The 21678-nt window shown below is 70.0% G+C and carries 24 protein-coding genes; 14 read left to right on the top strand and 10 right to left on the bottom strand.

Features of this window, described 5'->3' with window-relative positions; all coding sequences use genetic code 11:
- Positions 1–108: 108 nt before the first annotated feature.
- A complete protein-coding gene (locus tag ABN611_RS13045) occupies positions 109–474 on the top strand; it encodes a VOC family protein (protein ID WP_350280107.1) in 366 nt (121 codons plus the stop codon).
- Positions 475–702: 228 nt separating this feature from the next.
- Here ABN611_RS13045 and ABN611_RS13040 read toward each other — a convergent pair whose 3' ends face one another.
- On the bottom strand, positions 703–933 hold the full coding sequence (locus tag ABN611_RS13040) for a hypothetical protein (RefSeq protein WP_167204431.1): 231 nt from the start codon (positions 931–933) through the stop codon (positions 703–705).
- A gap of 193 nt (positions 934–1126) precedes the next feature.
- Positions 1127–1891, bottom strand: a complete 765-nt coding sequence (locus ABN611_RS13035; protein ID WP_350280106.1) for an SDR family oxidoreductase — start codon at positions 1889–1891, stop codon at positions 1127–1129.
- 95 nt (positions 1892–1986) lie between these two features.
- Between ABN611_RS13035 and ABN611_RS13030 the strand changes: the two genes are divergently transcribed.
- Both ABN611_RS13030 and ABN611_RS13025 read left to right on the top strand, forming a co-directional pair.
- Positions 1987–2607 (top strand): MarR family transcriptional regulator, encoded by a 621-nt coding sequence (locus tag ABN611_RS13030; protein WP_350280105.1) that lies wholly within the window; start codon positions 1987–1989, stop codon positions 2605–2607.
- A gap of 59 nt (positions 2608–2666) precedes the next feature.
- On the top strand, positions 2667–3032 hold the full coding sequence (locus ABN611_RS13025) for a VOC family protein (protein WP_350280104.1): 366 nt from the start codon (positions 2667–2669) through the stop codon (positions 3030–3032).
- On the opposite strand, the gene ABN611_RS13020 is transcribed toward ABN611_RS13025, so the two are convergent.
- The gene (locus ABN611_RS13020; RefSeq protein ID WP_350280103.1) at positions 3023–3559 is read right to left on the bottom strand and encodes a DUF3152 domain-containing protein; all 537 of its coding nucleotides are present in this window, start codon (positions 3557–3559) and stop codon (positions 3023–3025) included. The genes ABN611_RS13025 and ABN611_RS13020 overlap by 10 nt on opposite strands.
- A 655-nt stretch (positions 3560–4214) precedes the next feature.
- Here ABN611_RS13020 and ABN611_RS13015 point away from each other — a divergent pair.
- On the top strand, positions 4215–6041 hold the full coding sequence (locus ABN611_RS13015; protein ID WP_350280102.1) for a protein-arginine deiminase family protein: 1827 nt from the start codon (positions 4215–4217) through the stop codon (positions 6039–6041).
- On the opposite strand, the gene ABN611_RS13010 is transcribed toward ABN611_RS13015, so the two are convergent.
- Positions 5992–6477: a GNAT family N-acetyltransferase gene (locus ABN611_RS13010; RefSeq protein ID WP_350280101.1), complete on the bottom strand. Its 486-nt coding sequence runs from the start codon at positions 6475–6477 to the stop codon at positions 5992–5994. The genes ABN611_RS13015 and ABN611_RS13010 overlap by 50 nt on opposite strands.
- Positions 6478–6525: 48 nt before the next feature.
- Between ABN611_RS13010 and ABN611_RS13005 the strand changes: the two genes are divergently transcribed.
- A complete protein-coding gene (locus ABN611_RS13005; protein WP_350280100.1) occupies positions 6526–8046 on the top strand; it encodes an LCP family protein in 1521 nt (506 codons plus the stop codon).
- Here ABN611_RS13005 and ABN611_RS13000 read toward each other — a convergent pair whose 3' ends face one another.
- From ABN611_RS13000 to ABN611_RS12990, 3 genes are all read right to left on the bottom strand, one after another.
- Positions 8047–8814: a glucose 1-dehydrogenase gene (locus ABN611_RS13000; RefSeq protein ID WP_350280099.1), complete on the bottom strand. Its 768-nt coding sequence runs from the start codon at positions 8812–8814 to the stop codon at positions 8047–8049.
- Positions 8815–8863: 49 nt separating this feature from the next.
- Complete coding sequence (locus tag ABN611_RS12995; RefSeq protein ID WP_350280098.1) at positions 8864–9592, bottom strand: VOC family protein; 729 nt, start codon at positions 9590–9592, stop codon at positions 8864–8866.
- A gap of 62 nt (positions 9593–9654) precedes the next feature.
- Complete coding sequence (locus ABN611_RS12990) at positions 9655–10233, bottom strand: TetR/AcrR family transcriptional regulator (protein WP_350280097.1); 579 nt, start codon at positions 10231–10233, stop codon at positions 9655–9657.
- A gap of 100 nt (positions 10234–10333) precedes the next feature.
- Here ABN611_RS12990 and ABN611_RS12985 point away from each other — a divergent pair, with 100 nt between their 5' ends.
- From ABN611_RS12985 to ABN611_RS12965, 5 genes are all read left to right on the top strand, one after another.
- A complete protein-coding gene (locus tag ABN611_RS12985) occupies positions 10334–11911 on the top strand; it encodes an ABC-F family ATP-binding cassette domain-containing protein (protein WP_350280096.1) in 1578 nt (525 codons plus the stop codon).
- Entirely contained in the window at positions 11898–12737 is an 840-nt protein-coding gene (locus tag ABN611_RS12980) for a virginiamycin B lyase (RefSeq protein ID WP_350280095.1), read from the top strand. Before ABN611_RS12985 ends, ABN611_RS12980 begins: the two co-directional genes overlap by 14 nt.
- 57 nt (positions 12738–12794) lie before the next feature.
- Complete coding sequence (locus tag ABN611_RS12975) at positions 12795–13703, top strand: UbiA prenyltransferase family protein (RefSeq protein ID WP_350280094.1); 909 nt, start codon at positions 12795–12797, stop codon at positions 13701–13703.
- 75 nt (positions 13704–13778) lie between these two features.
- Positions 13779–14588, top strand: a complete 810-nt coding sequence (locus tag ABN611_RS12970; protein WP_350280093.1) for a phytanoyl-CoA dioxygenase family protein — start codon at positions 13779–13781, stop codon at positions 14586–14588.
- A 66-nt stretch (positions 14589–14654) separates the two neighbouring features.
- A complete protein-coding gene (locus ABN611_RS12965; protein ID WP_350280092.1) occupies positions 14655–14990 on the top strand; it encodes a hypothetical protein in 336 nt (111 codons plus the stop codon).
- Here ABN611_RS12965 and ABN611_RS12960 read toward each other — a convergent pair.
- Positions 14987–15571, bottom strand: coding sequence for a YdeI/OmpD-associated family protein (locus tag ABN611_RS12960; RefSeq protein WP_350280091.1), 585 nt, complete (start codon positions 15569–15571; stop codon positions 14987–14989). The two genes, ABN611_RS12965 and ABN611_RS12960, sit on opposite strands and share 4 nt — an antisense overlap.
- On the bottom strand, positions 15568–16533 hold the full coding sequence (locus ABN611_RS12955) for a YafY family protein (protein WP_350280090.1): 966 nt from the start codon (positions 16531–16533) through the stop codon (positions 15568–15570). The genes ABN611_RS12960 and ABN611_RS12955 overlap by 4 nt, the downstream gene beginning before the upstream one ends.
- An 86-nt stretch (positions 16534–16619) precedes the next feature.
- Between ABN611_RS12955 and ABN611_RS12950 the strand changes: the two genes are divergently transcribed.
- The 3 genes from ABN611_RS12950 (at position 16620) to ABN611_RS12940 (ending at position 19663) form a co-directional block, all read left to right on the top strand.
- Positions 16620–17606 carry an ATP-binding cassette domain-containing protein gene (locus ABN611_RS12950; RefSeq protein WP_350280089.1) on the top strand — a complete coding sequence of 329 codons (987 nt, stop codon included), beginning with the start codon at positions 16620–16622 and terminating at the stop codon, positions 17604–17606.
- On the top strand, positions 17606–18415 hold the full coding sequence (locus tag ABN611_RS12945) for an ABC transporter permease (protein ID WP_350280088.1): 810 nt from the start codon (positions 17606–17608) through the stop codon (positions 18413–18415). Before ABN611_RS12950 ends, ABN611_RS12945 begins: the two co-directional genes overlap by 1 nt.
- A 93-nt stretch (positions 18416–18508) precedes the next feature.
- Positions 18509–19663: a hypothetical protein gene (locus ABN611_RS12940; RefSeq protein ID WP_350280087.1), complete on the top strand. Its 1155-nt coding sequence runs from the start codon at positions 18509–18511 to the stop codon at positions 19661–19663.
- 134 nt (positions 19664–19797) lie between these two features.
- Here the strand turns inward: ABN611_RS12940 and ABN611_RS12935 are convergent, their stop codons facing one another.
- A complete protein-coding gene (locus ABN611_RS12935; protein WP_350280086.1) occupies positions 19798–20631 on the bottom strand; it encodes an NAD(P)H-binding protein in 834 nt (277 codons plus the stop codon).
- 91 nt (positions 20632–20722) lie between these two features.
- Between ABN611_RS12935 and ABN611_RS12930 the strand changes: the two genes are divergently transcribed.
- Positions 20723–21655 (top strand): AraC family transcriptional regulator, encoded by a 933-nt coding sequence (locus tag ABN611_RS12930; RefSeq protein WP_350280085.1) that lies wholly within the window; start codon positions 20723–20725, stop codon positions 21653–21655.
- Positions 21656–21678 lie beyond the last annotated feature (23 nt).

Below are 21678 nucleotides of genomic sequence, written 5' to 3'. Positions count from 1 at the left end.
GGTGAACCGTTCCGGCCTCCTGCGACCGGGTCGCGCCGGGCGGACCGTGTCGAGAAGGGGGTGGTGGTTCCGACGTAGCGTCGTCAGTTGTCAGTGAGAGGAGAGATCGTGGCTAAGCCCGTTCTGAACAGCATGTTGCTCGGTAGTGCCGACGCCGAGCGGTTGAAGGCTTGGTACCGCGACGGCTTCCGGGCGGAGGTCGACGGGTACGGGAACCTGGACCTCGGCGGGTTCGGTCTGGTGATCGAGCAGCGCGACGACGTCGCGGGCAAGAACGCCGAGCCCGGGCGGCACATCGTGAACTTCGCGGTCGACGACATCGAGGCCGCGGCCGGCCACCTGCGGACCCTGGACGTGACCTGGCTGGTGCACCCGGAGGATCGGGGCATCGGCTGGTTCGCGACCGTGATCGACCCGGACGGCAATTACGTCCAGCTCATCCAGATGAAACCGGAGTACTACGCCGGAAAGTGAAAAACGTTCGCACCGGACCTGGGGGATCCGGTGCGAACGGGATTTGTTTTCGTCAGGCGCATTTCAACAGGGGAGAAAGCGGGCGGCAGGCGAGGGGCAGAGCGCCACCTTCGCCTACCGCCCGATGACCGGTGCCCTTTGGGTGGTCGAGGTGAGGCGACTCGACCTGGCGACGTTCCGCGTGGGTTGTCTGGTGAGAACGGAACGCGAAAGGTACCGGAGCCCTTGTCAGCGGGGTGCTACGTCCCACATGCGCTCGCCGGGCAGGGGGTCGGGGAGCTTGTCGACGGCGGGCATCGGGTCGTTGGTGACCCGCAGACCCGCGAACCGACGGCTCATGGCGTTTGCGTACCGCTCGGCCAACGCCGGCTCGGCGTTGTAGTCGGCGATCACGTGCTCACCGAACCAGACACGGACACGTCGGCGCTCAACGGTCTGGGTGGCGGTGGCGGTTGTCACTGGTCCTCCTGGCTGTTACATCGAGGGGTGGACGGCCTGGAAAACGCGGGCGAGCGCGGTGACGATGCGCCGTGTTGTGTTCACCGTCACGTCAGATCCAACGGAGGACGCCGAGCCGAGGTCACGCCCGGATCCGGATTTTCTGGCCGCCCGCCAAAACTTTTTCACGGCCATTCTTCGGGCAGCTGTTCGATTACCCGAACGGCCCCCGGACCGAGACGCCGCCGTCCAGCACGAGCTGCTGCCCGGTGACGTACGACGCCGCGTCCGAGGCCAGGTACACGACGGCCGCGGCGACCTCCGCGGAGCGCCCGAACCGGCCGGCCGGGATCTCCTCGACGACCCCCGCGTCGACGACGGCGTTGGCGACCGCGGTCGCGATCGCGCCGGCCGCGGCGACGTTCATCCGGATCCCGTCCCGGGCGTACTCCGCGGCGACGGTCCGCGCCAGGCTGAGCAGTCCGGCCTTCATCACGCCGTACGCCGCCTGCTCGGGCGCGGCCATGAACCCGGTGACGGACCCGACGCTGACGATCGCGCCGCCGGTGCCCTGGTCGAGGAAGACGCGGAGCGCCGCCCGGACCGCGCGGGCGACGTACCGGAGATTGACCTCGTAGATCGTGTCCCAGTCCTCGTCGGCCATCTCGTGCAACTTCACCGCGGGCACGAACGCGACCTGCCCGCCGACGACCGTGACAAGCACGTCGAGGCCGCCGAGTTGCTCGACCGCCCCCGCGACCATCGCCTCGATGTCCGTCGCCGAGCGGACGTCACCGGAGATCGGGTACGCCGAACCGCCCGCCGCACGCACCGCGTCGGCGGCCTCCTCGGCGCGCCGCGGGTCGAGGTCCGCGACCACCACCGCGGCGCCTTCGTTGCCGAAGGCCTCAGTCGTCGCGCGGCCGATACCGCCGCCACCGCCGCCGATGATCAAGGCGCGTTTCGCTCGTAGCTGCATGGGCGGAGGGTATGCGACGGACGTCGTCGAATTCACAGGGATTCCTCAGGAAAGACACGCCGAAGCTGTCGGAACGGCTCCGTAGGCTGGACAGCGTGACCATCGAAGACGCACGCACCAGACCGCTCTCCGAGGGAACCGAGGAGGAGCCGCTCGTGCCGAACGCCCTCGTCGTCCCCGAACGGGTGATCGGCGGCGTCGTGCCCTCGCCGGTGCGTACCGGCCCGGCGGGGATCGCGGCCGTCCAGACCGAGCACCTGATCAGCGACGTCGGCGACGCGCTCCGGTTGCTCGACGCGGTCGAGCGCGTCCGCGGCCACGCGCATCCGCTGATCCTCGGCCTGCAGGAGGCGATCGGGATCAAGATGCCGGCGGCCCTGGTGCTGAGCGCGATCGCGAACGGCCGCGGCACCGCCGACGAGGTCGCCCGGCAGGTCGGCATCACGCCCGGCGAGGCGGAGCTGGCGATCGCCGACCTGGAGGCGCTCGGCATGGTCCGGACCGCACCGACGCTGACCGTCACCTCGATGGGCCAGGCCCGGCTGTCGCAGCTCGACGGCCTCACGGTCCGGGTACTCGACGTGATCACCGGGATCCTCGGCCCGACCGACGCCGCGCACCTGGTCCGCCTTCTGCATACGGTCGCCGACGGCCTCGAATCGGCCTCCGTGGCCGCTGCCGTCAATCCTGTTCACCCGGAGGTTGTTGCGCCTTAGTGTCGAGATGAGCCAGCTGGCCTCGACGTAGCTGGTGTCAGCTATCGAGGAGGCAGCAGATGTTTCGTGACACCAAGGCGTTCAGCGGGTTCTCGGTCGACGACATCCCGGTGGCGAAGGAGTTCTACGGTACGACGCTGGGTATCGACGTGACCGAGGAACACGGGATGCTGCAGCTGCGGATCGCGGGCGGGAACCCGGTGCTCGTGTATCCGAAGGACAACCACGTGCCGGCCGAGTACACCACGCTCAACTTCCCGGTCGACGACATCGAGGCGACGGCGCGCGAGCTGATCGCGCGGGGGATTGTGTTCGAGCGGTACGGCGAAGGGCAGGACGAGCTCGGGATCCAGCGCGGCGAGGGGCCGTTGATCGCGTGGTTCAAGGACCCGGCAGGCAACGTGTTGTCGATCATTCAGGAGTGAGGGATCGGGTCGTCGTACTGCCCCAGCCGGCCGTTGTAGGGCTGGCCGTTCAGGTAGGGCCAGGCGTTGGCCGTGCAGCCGTGGAGACCTAGCGTCTGCTGCTGCATGACCGGCGCCGGGCGGCCAGGGCCCGGACACAGCTCGTGGCCGCGGCCGAGGCGGTGGCCGGTCTCGTGGTTGATCATGTAGTGCCGGTACGTCGTCAGCGCAGCGCCGTACCGCGGGACACCGTGCACCCAGCGGGCGACGTTGAGCACGACGAAGTTCCCGATCCGGCAGCTCGTGTACCGATCCGGCGCCGAACCACAGATCAGATCCCGCGTGTGCGGCGTGACCAGCAGCAACGTGAAGTCCGGCTTGGTCTCAGGCCCAACCTGCCGAAACCGCCACGCCCCGCGCGACGCCCACCCTTGCGAACCGCCGTACGTCGCCCGCACGAACCGCGCGAACTCGTCCGGGTCGATCCCCGCGATCCCACGCTCAATCCCAACCTGAAACCGCAGCAACGTGCCCGCCGTCCCAATCACCACCGGATCCCCAGGCAGCACGGCGTACGCCCGCGCCCCCCACCACCGGATACGAAATCACGCCCTGCCGCGGCGCAGGCGGCAACTCGACTGTCACAGGCGCCCCCGGCACCACCAGCCGACGCTCCGGCCGCTGACGCCAGCCCGACCATGACTCAGCCAGGAACGGCCAGTCCCGAGGCGCCACCGACACAGACCGAGGCGAGGGCTGCAGTTGCACCGGCAGCTGCACCGGCAGCTGGGCCTGGGGCTGCGGCTGGTCCTGGGGCTGGGGCTGTGGTTCTGGCTGGGGTGCGGGGTGGGGATTGGGCGGGTGGGGTGGGAGGACGGGCTGGGGTGGTGTCTGTCGGGGGATGGGTGGTGCGGCGGGGTGGTGGGGGTAGGTGTGGGAGGCGAAGGGGGTGGCGGGGAGTTGGGAGAGGGTGCCGACAGCGGCTAGTGCCGCGATCGTCAGTCCGAGCGACCTGACCACACTCCGGCGCATTTCGGTGAGCTCCTCACACGGGCGGGCGTGTACTCACTGTCCACCTGCCACTGTGCCCCGTTCTGCGGCTCCGTCCACGGGTGGAGGGCGGATTTCCACCTGCCGTTTTTGATACGGCCGTGTTAGTTTCATTCGAAGAAGCACGCCTGTATCAAATAAAGGAGCCTCTCAATGAGACGCTGGATCGCAGCCGTCGCCACCCTCCTGACCGCCACCGCCCCCACCCTCCCAGCGTGGAGCACAACCGTGGGCGCGTCGCCGGGTGACGCGGGTGCGGTGCGGCTGACTGCGGATGTGGATCGGGATGGGGTGCTCACCCCGGCCGACGATGCCGGTGAGGGTGACTGGACTGCTGGGCGGGGTGCGGTCTTCTTGCCTAATTTGGATGATGACGAGCGGCGGTGCACGGTCGACGCGGGTGATCTCGAGGCGGTCGGGCGGGTGGTTGATGATCGGCTTGCTGCTTGTCATGATGCGGGGGACGAGCGGATCAACGGGGTCCGGGACCTGGCGGATCTGGCGCCGTTGGCGGTTGATGCTTTGCGCAACGTTTCGGATGCGGCCAGCGGTACGGTGACGGTTTTTCCGGTGGACAAGGCTCGGGTGTTCGCCGGTGGGCGGCCCGTTGGCACGCTGTCCGCGAAAGAGCTGCGCCGCGGAGTGAAGCTGTACCTCGAAGGGCGCGACGTCGTCCGCGATCGAAAGAAGTGGGACGGTCAGGTCACCGTCACGGTGGCCGTCACGGACCGCGGGCGGAGCAGCGCCGACACCGTCCGGCTCCGCGTCGCGCCGCTCATGTTGCAGAACGATCTGCAGCCCGCGCAGACCGTCCTCGCCGGCCGCCCGGCGAAGGGCGACGGGTGGTGGGGCGGCGACGCGCCGTACCCGGACGGCGTACCAGGCGAGTGGCGGCCCTTCGCCCAAACGTTGCGTAAGGCAACCACCGCCACCGGCGCCCGCCTGCGATTCCTGCAAGGTACGCCGAGCGGCTGGAAGGACATGTGGTTGCAGGACACCTTCGAGCCGGCGACCGCGAGCATGCCGGCCGTCGGCGGGCCGCAGACCCTGCGCATCCTCATCCGCTCCGGCAACGTCTGGGACTTCGACGGTACCGCCACCCCACGCCCGGCCGGACGGCTGCTGTTCCGCGACCTCCGCGGCCCCGACGTCGGCATCGTCCAGGAGCTCGCCGACAAGGCCTCCCCCGGCCTCGACGACCTGCTGAACATGGGCGGCAACATCGAGACGCTCCCGCCGTACGACGGTTATCCGCACGGGCGGATCGTCTACGGATCGGGCGCCCGTCGGCCCGATCCGGGCTTCATCACGATGGTGACGAGCCAGGGGTACCAGCCGCCGGTGGTGATCGACACGTCCTGGCTGATGATCGGCCACGCGGACGAGACCACGCACGTGGTGCGCGCGAACAACGCCCGCGGCTGGACGCTCGCGGTCGCCGACCCGCGCCTCGCCGTACAGCTGTTGCGCGACGTGCAACGTCAAGGTGGCGGCAGTCAGCGCCTGTTCGCGGACACCAACGCGAAACACAAGCCGACCGTCGACGAACTGCTGCGCACCGGCGTCCAAGGCAACGAGGAAGCCGCCGCGCACATCGACGAGCAGCTGGAGATCCTGCTCAAGGCCACCGGACTCCGAACCGACGAGTTGGTCCGGCTGCCGGTGTTCTTCACCAAGGTCCCCGGCTACGGACTGCTGAAGGCCCTCACCCCCGACCTGGTGAACGGCCTCTCACTCACCGACCGCCAGTTCGCCGCCCCGGACCCGCACGGCCCGCGGCTGCACGGCCGGGACGTCTTCCGCCAGGCGGCCGGGCGCGCCCTCGCGCGGAGCGGCGTCCGCGTGCACTGGGTCGAGGACTTCTTCTGGGCGCACCTCGGCGGCGGTGAGGTGCACTGTGCGACGAACGCGCTCCGCGACACCAGCCGCGTCACGCCCTGGTGGTCCGGAAACGTAGCGTCGGGTACGTCGACTCGATGAAGCCGAGGCCGCGGTAGAGCTCGATACCGTCGTCGGTCGCGTGCAGCTCGACCTGGCCGACGGCGGTCTCGTCCCGGAACCAGTCCATCAACGCGACCACACACGCGCGCGCCAGCCCGCGCCGCCGGAAGGCCGGCTCGGTCGACACGTTGTACAGGTGGCCGCGCACCGTCGTGAGGTCGCGCGGACCCGGCGGGTGCGCGTACACGTTGCCCGCCGCACCCGCGACCACCCCGGCGCCCGGGTCGTCGACGACGTACGCCGCGAACGTGTCCGGCGACCTGAGCTGTCCGGAGAACCACTCGAGCGCCGTCGTCCGCCACGGCGCGTCCGGCCCGCCGATGTCGTTGCCCATCGAAGCAAGCATCAGCCCGCGCAATCGGACCAAGGACTCGGCATCATCCGGTTTCGCCCGCCGTACCTGAATGTCGGTCACCTGGTTGATCATGCCAACTTTTTGCCGCGTCAGTGAATCGAAGAGGTCATGACCCCGAGCAGAGCAGCGCGCGCGACTCGGGCACGTCGTACCGGGCCCCGACGACGGACCGCGATCGGCGCCCTCGCGATCGCGCTGCTCGGCATCCTGCTCCCCGGTACGGCGTACCTCGTCGCCCGCAAGACCCGGCTCGGGGCAACGCTGATCGTCGTCAGCCTCGCGCTGTACGGCGGTGCGGCGTACCTCGGCCTGCGGAAACGGGACGCGGTGATCTCGTGGGCGCTCGATCCGTCGTGGCTGCTGTGGATGATCGCCGGCCTGGCCGCGCTCGGGCTCGGGTGGATCGTCGTACTGGTCACGTCGTACAAGATGCTCCGGCCGCTGACCGCCGGGCCGGGTTCGCGGGGCCTAGGGGCGCTGGTGATCGGCGCGGTCTGCTTCGCGCTGACGGTGAGTACGGCGACCGGCGCGCAGACGCTGATGGCCCAGCGGGACCTGGTCACCAAGGTGTTCGGTGAGACGCGCAGCCAGACGCGACCCACGATCAGCTCGACCAAGGACGTCTCGCAACAGCTCCCGCGGCTGAACGTGCTGCTGCTCGGCGCGGACGACGGCGCGGACCGGCAGGGCACCCGGACCGACACGGTGATGGTGGCGAGCGTCGACACCCGGACCGGCAACACGGCGCTGATCTCGCTGACCCGGAACTTCATGCGGATGCCGTTCCCGGCCGGCTCGCCGCTGCACAAGATCTACCCGACCGGCTTCTGGGACCCGAACGGCGAGAAGGAGCAGCCGGAGTTCTACCTGGACGCGATGTACCGGAACATCCCGAAGCTGCACCCCGGCGTGCTCGGCCCCTCGGACAACGAGGGCGCCGACGTGCTGAAGGTGTCGGTCGGCGAGGCGCTCGGGCTGCGCATCCACTACTACGTGCAGGTGAACCTGGCCGGGTTCGCGCAGCTGGTCGAGGCGCTCGGCGGGATCACCGTGAACATCAACTACCCGGTCCCGGTCGGCGGCAACGACGACAAGAAGATCCCGCCCAGCCGGTACCTCCAGCCCGGGCCGGACCGGAAGCTGGACGGCACCGACGCGTTGTGGTTCGCGCGCGGACGGTACGGCGTACCGACGGCGGACCTCGCGCGCCAGGCCCGGCAGCGCTGCACGGTCAAGGCGATCGTGGAACGCGCGACGCCGCGGAACGTGCTGGTCAACTACCAGGCGATCGCGCAGGCCGGCGAGCAGCTGATCCGCACCGACATCCCGGAGAACCTGCTGGCCCCGCTCGTCACGCTCGGCCAGCGGGTCAAGACCGCGAAGATCACCAACGTCGACCTGGACAAGAAGCGGAACTTCCCGAACGGCCGCAACCCGAACTACGCGGGGATGCGCGCGATCGTGGCGCAAGCCCTGAACCCGGTCCGGCGTACGACGGTGCCGCGCAAGCTCAGCACAGCGCCGCCGTCCACCGCGACCCAGCCCCGCACCACGCCCAAGACCAAGTCCAAACCCGACGCGGGCGACCTGGCTTCGGCGTGCGCGTACAACCCGGGACCGCCCGGCTAGTCAGGCGTAGCGGATGCCGAGGCCGCCGTCGACCGCCCAGTTAGCGCCGGTGACGAACGCGGCGGCTTCGGAGGCGAGGAAACAGACCACCTCGGCGACGTTCTCCGGCGTGCCGATGCGGCCGAGCGGATGCACGCCGAGCGCCTTCTCCCGCTCACCGGGGATGGTGTCGAAGAACTCCTCGAGCAGGTCGGTGGCGATGTAGCCGGGGCTGACCGCGTTCACCCGGACGTTGTGCTGCGCGACGTCGAGCGCGAGCGAGCGGGTCATGCCGACCAGGCCCGACTTCGCGGCGGCGTACGGGAACATGCCGGCCTGGGTCAGCTTCGAGTGGATCGAGGCGATGTTGACGATCGACCCGTGCCGGTTGTCGATCATCGGCTGCAGGACCTGCCGGGACATCAGGAACGCGCCCTTCAGGTCGACGTCGAACACGTCGTCCCATTCCGCCACCGACATGGTGGCCGGGTCGGCGTACGAGTTCTTGCCGGCGTTGTTGACCAGCACGGTGACCGGCCCGCCGAGGTCGTCGGTCAGCTTGCCGACCGCCTGCCGGACCGACACCTCGTCGGTGATGTCGCCGACCGCCGCGGCGACCTTCGCACCGGTCTCGGCCAGCTCCGCCGTGGTCGCGGTGAGCTGGTCGGCGAGGATGTCGACGAGCGCGACCGCCGCACCCTCCTGCGCCGCCTTCACCGCGACGGCCCGGCCGATCCCGCGCGCGGCCCCCGTCACCAGCACAACCTCGTTCGCCAACCGACCAGTCACCAATGCCTCCTCGAGCTAGGGCGTCAGGACGACCCTAGTCGGAGACCGGTCAGGACGAGGCGGGCTCTCGCGGTGCGGTCAGGATGCAGAACTCGTTGCCGTCCGGATCGGCCATCGGGATCGCGGCGGCGCCTTCCTGGCCGCTCTCCAGCCGGGTGGCGCCGAGCGCCACCAGCCGCTCGACCTCGGCGTCCACGTCGCCGCCGGCGGGCACGGTGAGGTCGAGATGCATCGGGTTCTTCGGCGGCTTCGGGCTGACCGGCGGGCCGCCCCACGCGATCTTCGGGCCGCCGGACGGCGCCTGGATCGCGGTCTCCTCGTCCTGGTCCCAGACCAGCGGCCAGTCGAGGGCCTTGCTCCAGAAGTACCCGACCTCGCGCGTGCCGTCCGTGGCGACCTCGCCGAAGAACGCGGTGTTCGCGAGGAAGTTGTTCCCCGCCTCGATCACGCAGAACTCGTTGCCCTCCGGATCCGCGAGGACGATGTAGGTCGCCTCCGGCGACTGGCCGATGTCGATATGCCGGCCACCGAGCTCGAGCGCCCGCGCCACCGTCTCCTGCTGCTGCTCGGGCGTCTCGCTGGTCAGGTGGAAGTGGATGTGGCTCGGCGGCTTCTCCTCGACGGGACTCGGCAGGAACCGCATCCCGAACGGGGTCTTCTCGTCGGGCAGCAGTTCGTTGCCGTCGGCCAGTTCCCAGCCGAGAAGGTCGGACCAGAACCGCGCCAGCCGGGCGGGATCCTTTGCGTCGACCGCCAGTGCGTGCAGCGTGATGCTCATCGAAATCTCCCTCGGGCGCGGGCTGTCACCGTACGGCGGGGCCGATCGCGCAGGCAAAGCAATTAGCGGACCGAGGCCGCCGCGATCCGGGCGTGGTGATCGGCCGCGGACCGGGTCATGGGCTGCCGGAGCAGGACCAACTGGTGGTAGAGCGGCGCGGTCGCGGTGAGCAGGAGCTGCTGCGCGTCGACGTCCGCCGGGATCTCGCCGCGCGCCACCGCCCGCTCGACGACGCGGGCCGTGCGTGCGTAGCGGTCCTCCCAGAAGCGGGTGAGCGCCTCGGCCGCTTCCGTCGTACGGAACGACGCCGCGATCACCGCCTGGGTGACGGACGGTCGGGCCGTGAGCGCGGCGTGCACCTCCCGGTTCACCGCGATCAGGTCCCCTTCGAGGGAACCGGTGTCGGCCGGCTCCCACGCGTCGTCGGCACCGGCCGCGAGCAGGTCCACCAGCAGGCCGGCCACCGTCTTCCACCGCCGGTACAGCGTCGTCCGGTGGACACCGGAGCGTACGGCGACCGCGTCCATCGTGAGGCCGTCGTACCCGTGCTCGGCCAGCTCGGCCTCCACCGCCGCGAGCACGTCCGACCGCACCCGCGCGGTCCGTCCGCCCGGCCTGCTTGCGCGCACCGTCTCCGTCATGGCATCATCTTAACGCAACATCCATCGCATTAAGGAGTAGCCAGTGATCTTCTGACCCGCCGTTCGCCATCCCGAACCCGCGAGAGTCAGGAGATTCCCTATGTCTGCCCAGTTGTCCCTGCACGACGTCACGAAGTCCTACGACCACCGCCTGGTGCTCGACCGGATCAGCTGTGCCTTCCCGCCGGGCCAGGTCAGCGGCCTGATCGGCGAGAACGGCTCCGGCAAGTCGACCCTGCTGCGGATCCTCGCCGGTCGCGAGCCGGCCACCGACGGCACGGTCGTCACGGATGGCAGCATCGGCTTCCTGGCGCAGGACAACCCGCTGCCGCTCGACCTCGACGTCCAGGCGCTCGCCGATCACGCCCTCGCCGACCTGCGCCGGATCGAGGCGCGGATGCGTGAACTCGAAGGCCTGCTGGCCAACGGATGCGACGACGTCCTCGGCGAGTACGGCGAGCTGCAGACCGTGTTCGAGCATCGCGAGGGGTACGACGCCGATGCCCGTTTCGCGCGGGCGACGTACGGTCTCGGGCTGTCCACGCTGCCCGCCGATCGCCGCCTGTCGGAACTGTCCGGCGGCGAGCTGGCGCGGCTGCACCTGGCCGCGGTCCTCGCGTCGTCCCCGGAGATCCTGCTCCTCGACGAGCCGACGAACCACCTGGACGTGTCGGCCGCGACCTGGCTGGAGGACCACCTGCGGTCGCGGCGCGGCACGACGGTGGTCGTGTCACACGACCGCGCCTTCCTCGAGCGAACAGCCTCGACGCTGTTCGAGGTCGACGGCGACACGCATCGCGTCACGCGGTACGGCAACGGTTTCCAGGGCTACCTGCGCGAGAAGGCGGCCGAGCGGGCGCGGCTGGAGCAGGCCCGGCAGCAGTGGGAGGACGACGTCGCGGAGATGCGCGTGCTGGTCCGCACGACGGCCGACCGGGTCGCGTACGGGCGCCCGATGAAGGACAACAACAAGGTCGCGTACGACCGGAAGACGGGTCGCGTCAACGAGGCGGAGCGCAGCAAGATCCGCAACGCGAAGGAACGGCTGCGCCGGCTGGAGGAGGACCCGCCGCCAGTGCCGGCCAAGCCGCTCCGGTTCAGCGCCTCGATCCGTACGACGGGTGCGCCCGCCGGCCTGGACGCGGTCGGCGTCGCGGTCGAGGGGCGCCTGCGGCCGATGTCGCTCGAAGTACCAGCTGGTGGTCGCGTGCTGATCACCGGTCCGAACGGAGTCGGCAAGTCGACATTGCTCGACGTCCTCGCCGGGGTGCTGCCGCCGGACTCCGGGTACGTCGACCGGAGCGGGCGGATCGGCTACCTCCGGCAGGAAGTGGAGGAGCCACGACCGGACGAAACGTTGCGCCAGGCCCTCGCCCGCCATCCCGGCGCGGCGGCGCTCGGGCTGTTCCGCCAGGAGCAGTTGCAGACCCGCGTCGGTGCGTTGTCGACCGGTCAACGCCGGCGTCTCGCGCTGGCGCGAGCACTGACCACGCCGTACGACGTACTGCTGCTCGACGAGCCGACCAACCACCTGTCGCTCGTCCTGGTGGAGGAACTCGAGGCAGCACTGGACCGGTACGCCGGCGCGCTCGTCGTCGTCAGCCACGACCGCCGCTTCATCTCCCGGTGGCGCGGGAGGCTCGTCGAGCTGAAGGAGAACAGCTATGTCAGTCAGTGAATTCGCGGTCGGCGGCGCTCCGTACGGCGTGGTCGCGGCCGGCGGCGAGGTGTGGACGACGCTCGTCCACACCGGCCGCGTCGCGACCGTCTCCGGCCGGGTCTTCGAGCTCGACGCACCGCAGTCCCGCCCGAGCGTGATCGTCGACGGTCCGGAGGACGCCGTCTGGTTCACGCGTACCGGCGACGACCGGATCGGGCGGATCGGGTACGACGGCAGCGTGTCGGCGGTCGAGGTCGCCGGAGCGCCGTACGGGCTGTGCGTCGGCCCGGACGGCGCGCTGTGGTGCACGTTGATGAGCAGCGACGCGATCGGGCGGATCACGGTCGGCGGCGACATGTCGACGTACCCGATCGGGACGACGGGCGCGTACCCGGGGATGATCACGGCGTACGGCGGCGACCTGTGGTTCACGCTCAACCAGGCGAACGCGATCGGCCGGATGACGACCGACGGCAAGGTCTCGACCTATCCGCTGCCGACGGCCGGCGCCGGGCCGGTCGGGATCAGCGCAGGTCCGGACGGCGTCTGGTTCACCGAGTTGCTCGCGAGCCGGGCCGGACGGATCACGGCCGACGGGGACATCGAGGAATTCGCCCTGCCCGAAGGATCGAAGCCGCACGCCGCGGCCGCGACGCCCGACGGCGGGTGCTGGCTCACTCTGTGGGCGGCCGCCCAACTGGTCCACCTCGATGCCAAGGGCAACATCACCGAGCGGGTCGGCTTCGAGGCCGGGGCCGAGCCGCACGGGCTCAGCCTCGACGGCGACACCGTCTGGGTCGCGCTGGAGAAGGGTTCGTTGGCTCACATCCAGCCTGGCGGGTGAGCAGGTTCACTCGGTGGAGGGAGGACGGGGCGCCCCGCGCAGGTGGACAGTGGTGCTGTGAGCACGGATGTGCGGGTGCGGGGATCGGCGGCACGGGTCCGGGACGTCGTCGCGGTCGGCCGGCCGGCGTTCTGGGTGGTCTCGATCGTGCCTTATTACACAGGGATCCTGCTGGCGACGCACCGGCTGATCCCGCCGGTCGAGGAGTGGCCGCGGCTGATCGTCGGCGCGATCGTGATGGGGCCGCTGGTCTGGCTGGCGGTCCTCGCGGTCAACGACGCGTACGATCTGCCGAGCGACCGGCTCAACCCGCGCAAGGCGAAGTCGCCGCTGCTCGACGGCCGGATCACGCTGCGCGCGGCGAAGCGACTGGCCTTCGCCGCGGCGGTGGCGGCGGTCGGGCTGAGCCTGCATGTGGGGATCGTGTTCGCGCTGGGCGTCCTGCTCGCCGTGCTGCTCGGGTACGCGTACTCCGTGCCGCCGGTGCGCCTCAAGACCCGCGCCGGCTTCGACGTCGCGGTCAACGCCCTTGCGCTCGGAGCGTTCGGGCCGCTCGCCGGGTGGGCGGCAATCAACCCGGACCTCAGCGACTTCCCGTGGCTGATGGGCCTGCAGGGCACGCTCGCCGCCGTCGGGCTCTACCTCCCGACCACGCTCGCGGACCTCGAAGCGGACCGCGCCGCCGGGTACCAGACCATCGCGGTCCGCTTCGGTGCGCGTACGACGTACCTGATCGGGTACGGCGCCTGGATCGCGGCGGCCGCGCTGTCGGTGGTGCTCGCCGCGACCGGGACGATCATCCCGCGCAGCATGCTCCCGCTCGAGGTCGTGATGGTGCCGGTGCTGGTCGCGGCGTACCGCAAGCTGATCGGGCCGCGCCAGTCGTTCAAGGGGATCGTGGTGCTGGCGTCGCTGTTCCTCTTCCCCTGCGGGACGTTCGCGCTGACTTATACCGGAGTGCTCTGAATGCACGTGCACGAACCACAAAGATTTGATCACTGATCTTTACAGCGATGGAACGTGCAGCAACCCTTGTGTCCCATGACTCTGACCCGCCCGGAGCTGGAGACCGACTACGCCCTCAGCCGGTCCGCCGTCAGGCACTTCGCCGAGCACGGTTTCGTGAAGCTGAAGAACGTGCTCAGCCCCGAGACGATCGCGGAGTACGAGCCGGAGATCACCGGCAAGGTGCTCGAGCTGAACACCCAGGACCAGCCGCTCGAGGAGCGCGACACCTACGGCAAGGCGTTCCTGCAGGTGACGAACCTGTGGCAGGACAGCGAGCGTGTGCTGGAGTTCGTGTCGTCGCCGCGGCTGGCGCGGATCGCGACGCAACTGCTCGGCGTGCAGTCGGTGCGGCTGTACCACGACCAGGCGCTGTACAAGGAGTCCGGCGGCGGCGTCACCCCGTGGCACGCGGACCAGTACTACTGGCCGTTCGCGACCGACCGGTGCGTGACGGTCTGGATCCCCTTGCAGGAAACGCCGATGGAGATGGGGCCGTTGTCGTTCGCGGCCGGCAGCCACACGTTCGAGCACGGGCGTGACCTGCCGATCAGCGACGAGTCCGAGCGGGTCCTGCGGGAGGCCCTGGCCGAGCAGAACTTCCCGGAGGTCTCGGAGCCGTACGAGCTCGGTGAGGTCAGCTACCACCTCGGCTGGACCTTCCACCACGCGCCGCCGAACACGACCGAGATTCCGCGCCGGGTGATGACGATCATCTACATCGACGCCGACATGCGGATCGCGGCGCCGACGAACGAGAACCAGGAGATCGACCTCGCGCACTGGATGCCCGGCGCGCAGCCCGGCGACCCGGTCACCTCCCCGCTCAACCCGGTCCTGTACTGACGCGGCGCCGACCCGGCTCCTGGACGCTCTGCGCATTCTGTACCTATTGGTATGTACGATGCCGTCATGAACATCGACCGCGTCGTCGTCCTCGACCAGCACCTGCCCGAGCCGCTGCCGGTGCAGCACGTCGAGGTACGCCGGATCACGATCGGCCCGCGCACCGCCCTCGGCGCGCACGTCCACAACGGCCCCGTCTTCGGCAACATCCTGTCCGGATCCGCGATCTACCAGCAGTCCGCCGGCGACGAACCGCAGGTCCTGCGCGCCGGCGACGTCTTCTACGAGCCCGGCGTCGAGCGGATCGCCCGGTTCGACACCGAGGACGAGGGCGTCGAGTTCATCGCCTACTTCCCGCTCACGGCCGGACAGGACGCGACGCTCGATTTCGTGGAGGACTAGAGCGTGCGCTTCTGCGGGTAGAGGGTTTCGCCGCGGGACAGTTGCTCGACGAAGCGGGCGATCCGCCGTTCCCGGGTCTCGGGGCGTTTCGCGCCGGTCACCTGGTAGATCACGCCGAAGCGGTTGGCGCTGGTGAGGATGTCGAACATCGCCTGCGCCTTCGGGTTCGCGGCCAGCGCGGCTGCGAGATCGTCCGGGACCTCCAGCTTGCTTGCTCCGCCGTACGTCTTCTCCCAGCGGCCGTCGGCCTTGGCGCGTTCCACCTGGGCGCGGCCGGCGGCGTACATCCGGCCTTCCTGTTCGAGCCGCGCGATCAGGTCCACGTTCCGCTGCGACCACAGGCTCCGCGGGCGCCGCGGCGTGTACCGCTGCACGAACGTCTGCTCGTCGCGGCCGCGGCGTTGCCCGTCGATCCACCCGTGACACAGGGCTTCCTCGAGCGCCTCGTCGTACGTGAGGCTGGTCGGGGTGGTCACGTTCTTCTTCGCGAGCACCAGCCAGACGCCGTCGTTCGTCTCGTGGTGCTCCTGGAGCCAGGCGTGCCAGGCGACGGCGTCCGCGACGATCAGTTCCGCAGTCATGACACGGCCTCCTGGTAGCGCGTCGCCAGTTGCGCCGCGGCGTCCTTCAACTCCTGCGGCCCGACGAGCTCCAGGTCGCACTCGAACATCCCGAACGTCGCGGCCAGCCCGGTCCACGACCACGCGCTGAGCACCAGCCGGCAACTCGTCGGCGTGACCTCCTCGACGAACGCACCGCGCCCGGCCCACTGCGCGATGTCCGACGCCTTCGCCTGCAGGATCGCCTCGCCGCGGCACGGGTTCTGGTCCGTCCCGTGGAAGCGGCTCGAGATGTACGTCGCGACGTCCGGCGCCGGGAGCTCGCGCGGGGTGAAACGCGGTCCGGTCGGCGTCTTCGGCGTCATCCGGTCCACCCGGAACGTCCGCCAGTCGCCGCGGTCCAGGTCCCAGCCGACGAGGTACCAGCGGCCGCCCCAGGTCACGAGGTGATGCGGCTCGACCTTGCGCGGCGGCACCCACTCGTCCTCCGGCGCCCGGGGCGACGCGTAGTCGAACCGCAGTACCTCCCGTGCGCGGACCGCCGTACCGATCGCGATCAGCTGCTCGGAGTCGACCGTCGTACGGCGATGCGCGTAACGGTCGACCGTGGTGACCTGCAGGGCGTCGACGCGTTGCCGCAGCCGCGCGGGCATCACCTGACGGACCGTGGCCAGCGCCCGCAGCGCGCCCTCCTCGATGCCGGTGACCGTACTGGTCGCGGTCTGCAGCGCCACCGCGACCGCGATCGCCTGGTCGTCGTCGAACAGCAGCGGCGGCAGGTCGGCCCCCGCGTCCAGGCGGTAGCCACCGTCGGGACCCTTCGTCGCGCGCACCGGGTAGCCCAGGTCGCGCAGCCGGTCGACGTCGCGGCGGACCGTCCGCGGGCTGACTTCGAGCCGCTCGGCGAGCAGTGCGCCCGGCCAGTCCCGGCGCGCCTGCAACAGCGACAGCAGCGCCAGGAGTCGAGCTGAGGTTTCGGACATGACGTCAGATTGCCACGAGTAGCGGCCAGAACCTGTCCGCTACTGCTGGAAACGTCGTCCTCACCAACCGATCGAAGGAGCGACCCGTGATCAGCACCCGAGCGCTCACCCGGGATTTCGTGGTGAGCCGTACCGAGACCGTGCACGCCGTCCGCGGCATCAGCCTGGACGTCGCACCCGGCGAACTGGTCGCCGTCCTCGGCCCGAACGGCGCCGGCAAGACCACCACGCTGCGGATGCTCACCACCTTGATCACCCCGACCTCCGGCACCGCGACGGTCGCCGGGTACGACGTGACCACGCAGCCGAGCCAGGTGCGGCGCCGGATCGGGTACGTCGGCCAGGGCAACGGCGCGGGCCACAACCAGCGCGTCGGCGACGAGCTCGCCGGTCAAGGCGTGATCTACGGACTCGACCGGCGCGCCGCCAAGTCCCGGGCCGGCGAACTGCTCGAGGCCCTCGAACTGACCGACCTGGCCCGGCGCAAGGTGTCGGAACTGTCCGGCGGCCAGCGGCGCCGGCTCGACGTCGCGATGGGTCTCGTGCACGCGCCGTCGCTGCTGTTCCTGGACGAGCCGTCGACCGGGCTCGACCCGCAGAACCGCGCGAACCTCTGGGACCACATCCTGCGGATGCGGGAGCGGTACGAGATGACGATCGTGCTCACCACGCACTACCTGGACGAGGCCGACTCGATGGCCGAGCGGGTGGTCGTCGTCGACCACGGCGAGGTGATCGCCGACGACACCGCCGACGCACTGAAGGCCAAGCTGGCCGGTGACCGGATCGCACTGACCGTTGCCCCTGGCAACTTGGACCGGCTGCGGCGGATCGCCGAGCAGGTGCCCGGCGCCGCCGAGGTCGTCGCCGTCGGCGACGAGGTCAGCCTCCGGGTCGTCGACGGCCCGGCTACACTTCCCCAGCTCGTCGGCCTGGCACAGCAGAACGGCGTACCGATCGCGGCGGCGCAGGTGCATCGGCCGACGCTCGACGACGTGTTCCTCAACCTTACCGGCCGCAGCCTGCGGGAAGACTCAAATGACAGTACTCGATTTACAGGAAGGGCAGCCTGATGACCACGCTCACCCTCACCACTCCCGCGGTCACCGCCGCGCAGCCCTCGCGGAACTTCCTGCGCGACATCCGGATCGTGATGGGCCGCGAGCTCAAGCCGGTACTGCGCGACCCGTTCAGCCTGCTGTTCGGGATGATCCAGCCGCTGATCTTCCTGGCCCTGTTCGGCCCGTTGCTCTCGGGGTCGATGGGCGGCGCGTTCGGCGACGGCGTCTGGCAGTGGTTCGTGCCGTCGATCCTGGTAATGACCACGCTCTTCGGTACGTCGACCACCGGGGCGAACCTGCTCTTCGAGTTCCAGACCGGCGCGCACGAGCGGATGCTGGTCACCCCGTTGTCCCGCTCCTCGCTGCTGATCGGCCGGGCACTCAAGGAGATGGTGCCGCTGTTCGGGCAGGCGGTGATCGTGATCGCGGTGATGACCCCGTTCGCGTTCGACCTGCACGTCGGCGGCGCGCTCGTCGGGCTGGCGCTGCTCGGGGTGTTCGGCGTCGGGCTCGGCGCGTTCAGCTACGCGCTGGCGATCGCCGTCCGCAAGCAGGATTGGATGTTCTGGGTGGTGCAGCAGACGTTCCTGTTCCCGCTGATGATCCTGTCCGGGATGCTGCTGCCGCTGGAGACCGGTCCCGGGTGGATGCGGGTCGCGTCGAAGTTCAACCCGCTCTCGTACCTCGTCGACGCCGAGCGGAGCCTGTTCGCGGGCGACGTGCTGTCGAGCGCGGTGCTGTGGGGCTGGGCGGCCGCGCTCGTGACCGCGGCGCTCGGCCTGACCGTCGGCATCCGCGCGATGCTCCGCTCGGCCGGCTGACCCAATTGGGCCAGTGACCCCGCTGGGCCGTCCGCGGCGAGCGAAATCACTTACGGTGGCGGTCGGATCACCCACCGCCCCGAAGGAGATCTGATGAGGCCCCGCCCCGCCTTGTTCGCCGTCCTGACCTCGCTGGCCGCCACCGCGCTCGCCGTGTCGAACGCGGTGGCGGCGCCCACTCCCCCGGCCGACAGCACCGTCTCGGTCGCTGCCACCGACACCGATGGCGACTCGCTTCCCGACAGCTGGGAGACGAGCGGCTACGACGCCAACGGTGACGGCGTGGTCGACGTGGACCTGCCCGCGCTGGGCGCGAACCCGAACAAGAAGGACCTGTTCGTCGAGATGGACTACATGTCCGGACGGCTCGCGACCACCGCGGCGCTCGACCGGATCGTCCAGGTCTTCGCGTCCGCCCCGGTCAGCAACCCGGACGGCACGACCGGCATCACGATCCATCTGGACGCCGGGTCCGCGCGCGGGACGCAGTACGACCTGGGTGGCGGCAACGAGGTGCCGTACGACGCCGACCTCAACCCGTCGGGCACCCAGACGAACGCGATCAAGACCGCCAACTTCGCGTCGGCGCGCAAGGCGGTCTTCCACTACATGCTCTGGGGTGACAGCTACGACGGCGGCTGCAGCAGCGGGCAGGCGTTCGCGATCCCGAACGACACGTTCATCGTCACGGTCGGCCCGAAGTGCAACTGGAACGCGACCGACGACATCAACGTCGGCACGTTCATCCACGAGCTCGGCCACAACATCGGGCTGAAGCACGGCGGCACCGACAACCTGAACTACAAGCCGAACTACCTGAGCGTGATGAACTACTCGTTCCAGCTCGGCGGGGTGCTGAAGTCCGACGGCACGAAGTACTGGGGCTACTCGAGTGTCCAGCCGACGTCGATCAACGAGGCCCGGCCCGACGAACGCCTCGGGCTGGGCAGCCTCGGCGCCGGGTACCTGACCAAGTGGAAGTGCCCGAACGGGACGACGCGGACCACGACCGGCGCCGCGAACCAGCCGATCGACTGGAACTGCGACGGCGACACCGCCGACTCGACGACCGCCGCCGACATCAACGGCGACAAGACCACGTCGATCCTGATCGCCCAGAACAACTGGGCCAACCTCGTCTTCGGCGGCGGCGCGGTCGGCGGCGGCAGCCAGCTGCAGTCCAAGACCCCCGCCTCGGAGCTGCAGGAACTCACCCACGAAGAGTGGATGGAGATGCAACACCGCTGAGCGGCGATCGGCGTCCCCGCACCTCAGGTGGGCGGGGACACCGATCGCCACGCCATCACAATCGCCCGCCGACAGGCGGGCTGAGCGCGCGATCGCCCGCGACGCAGCAGTTGTGATGGCCTGGGCATCGGCAGTCACCCCGTCCACACACCGGTGGCCGCGGTTGCGCGGGCCCAGTGGGTGAAGTCGCGGGGTGGGCGGCCGAGGACCTCGTCCACGCCGGTGGAGACGTACTCGGAGCGGTGGTTGCGGATCACGGCGAACAGGTCGCGGACCGCGTCGGCGTCCTCCGGGGTCAGGCCCTGCTCGATCAGCTCGCTGACGTGGTCCTCGGGGGCGAGGTCGACGTACGTGATCTTGCGGCCGGTGGCCTCGGTGAGTTCGGTGGCGATCTCGGTCATCGTGAGCGTGCGGGGGCCGGAGATCGCGAGGGTCTGACCGCTGTAGGAGTCGTCGAGCAGCGCGGTGGTCATCACGTCGCCGACGTCGTCGGTGTCGATCCACGCCTCGGCGCCGGTGCCGGCAGACAACCGGATCTCACCGGCCAGCACGTGGTAGCGCAGGAAGTCCTCGCTGAACCCCTGCGCGAACCACGCCGGCTGCACGATCGTCCAGTCCAGCCCGCTCGCCCGTACGACGTTCTCCAGCTCGAGCGAGCCGTCGTACACGGCGAAGTCGCGGCCCGGGCTGCCGACGCCGCGGCCGGACAGCAGGACCAGCCGCCGGAGCCCGTCGGCCCGTTGCACGAACTTGCCGGCCTGGGCGAGCCCGGTCGGTCCGACCGGCGGCGCGAGGTACGCGGTCTCGGTACCGCGGACCGCGTCCGCCCAGGTGCTCTCGTCGTACCAGTCGAAGCGCGGTTCGGTGGAGCGGGACGCCAGCCGGTACGGGACGCCGCGGGCGTCGAGCTGGGCCGCGACGCGGCGGCCGGTCTTGCCTTTGCCACTGACGATCAGGATCGGTGTCATGGCTTCAGTTCACCGGACGACGGTGAGACAAACCATGGCCGTACGCCGCAATTCGATGTTCGGAACGCTCAACCTGTCGTACGCTCGTCGCATGGACGTACTCGACGAGCTGCTGGCCGGGACCCGGGCGCAGGACGGGGTGTTCAACCTGACGATCCTGGATCCGCCGTGGGCGCTGGAGATCCGGGACGAGGCGGCACTCGCGCTCGCGACGCTGGTCCGCGGCTCCGGCTGGATCACCCGCGACGGGCTCGAGCCGCAGCGGATGGAGCAGGGTGACGTCGCGATCGTCACCGGCCCGCAGCCGTACGTCGTCGGCGACTCGCTGCAGACCGCGCCGCAGCTGCGGATCCGTCCGGGCGGCGTCTGCGAACCGTTGCCGGGGGCACCGGTCGACTACTCGGCGCGACTCGGCGTGCGGACGTACGGCAGCCGCAAGCCCGGCGAGGTAATGGTTGCCAGCGGCACCTATCAGGTCGCGGGCGACGTCAGCCGCCGGCTCGTCACGGCGCTGCCGCCGGTACTCGTCGTACCGGCGGCCGACGTGGCGGGTTCGGTGATGGAGATGATCACCAGCGAGATCCAGCGCGACGCGCCGGGGCAGCAGAGCGTGCTGGACCGGTGGCTCGACCTCGCGCTGATCACCACGCTCCGGGCGTGGTTCGCGCGGCCGGAGTCGCAGGCGCCGGGGTGGTACCAGGCGCAGACCGATCCGGTCGCGGGGACGGCGTTGCGGCTGCTGCACGAGGATCCGGCGTACCCGTGGAACGTCACCGAGCTCGCGGACCGCGTCGGGATCTCGCGCGCGTCGCTGGCCCGGCGGTTCACGGCGGTCGTGGGTGAGGCGCCGATGAGCTACCTGACCGGCTGGCGGATCACGCTCGCCGCGGACCAGCTCCGGTCGACCCGGGACACCGTCGAGACGATCGCCCGCCGGGTCGGGTACGCGAACGCGTTCGCGTTGAGCGTTGCGTTCAAGCGGGTCCGCGGGATCACGCCTACCGACCACCGCCGGGCGGCGTGAAAGCTTCAACCGGCGGGTTCAAA

This window comes from Kribbella sp. HUAS MG21 (genome assembly GCF_040254265.1).
Classification (GTDB): Bacteria; Actinomycetota; Actinomycetes; order Propionibacteriales; family Kribbellaceae; genus Kribbella.
Note: the sequence above shows the minus strand (reverse complement) of the source record. Positions and strands in the feature narration are given on the sequence as shown.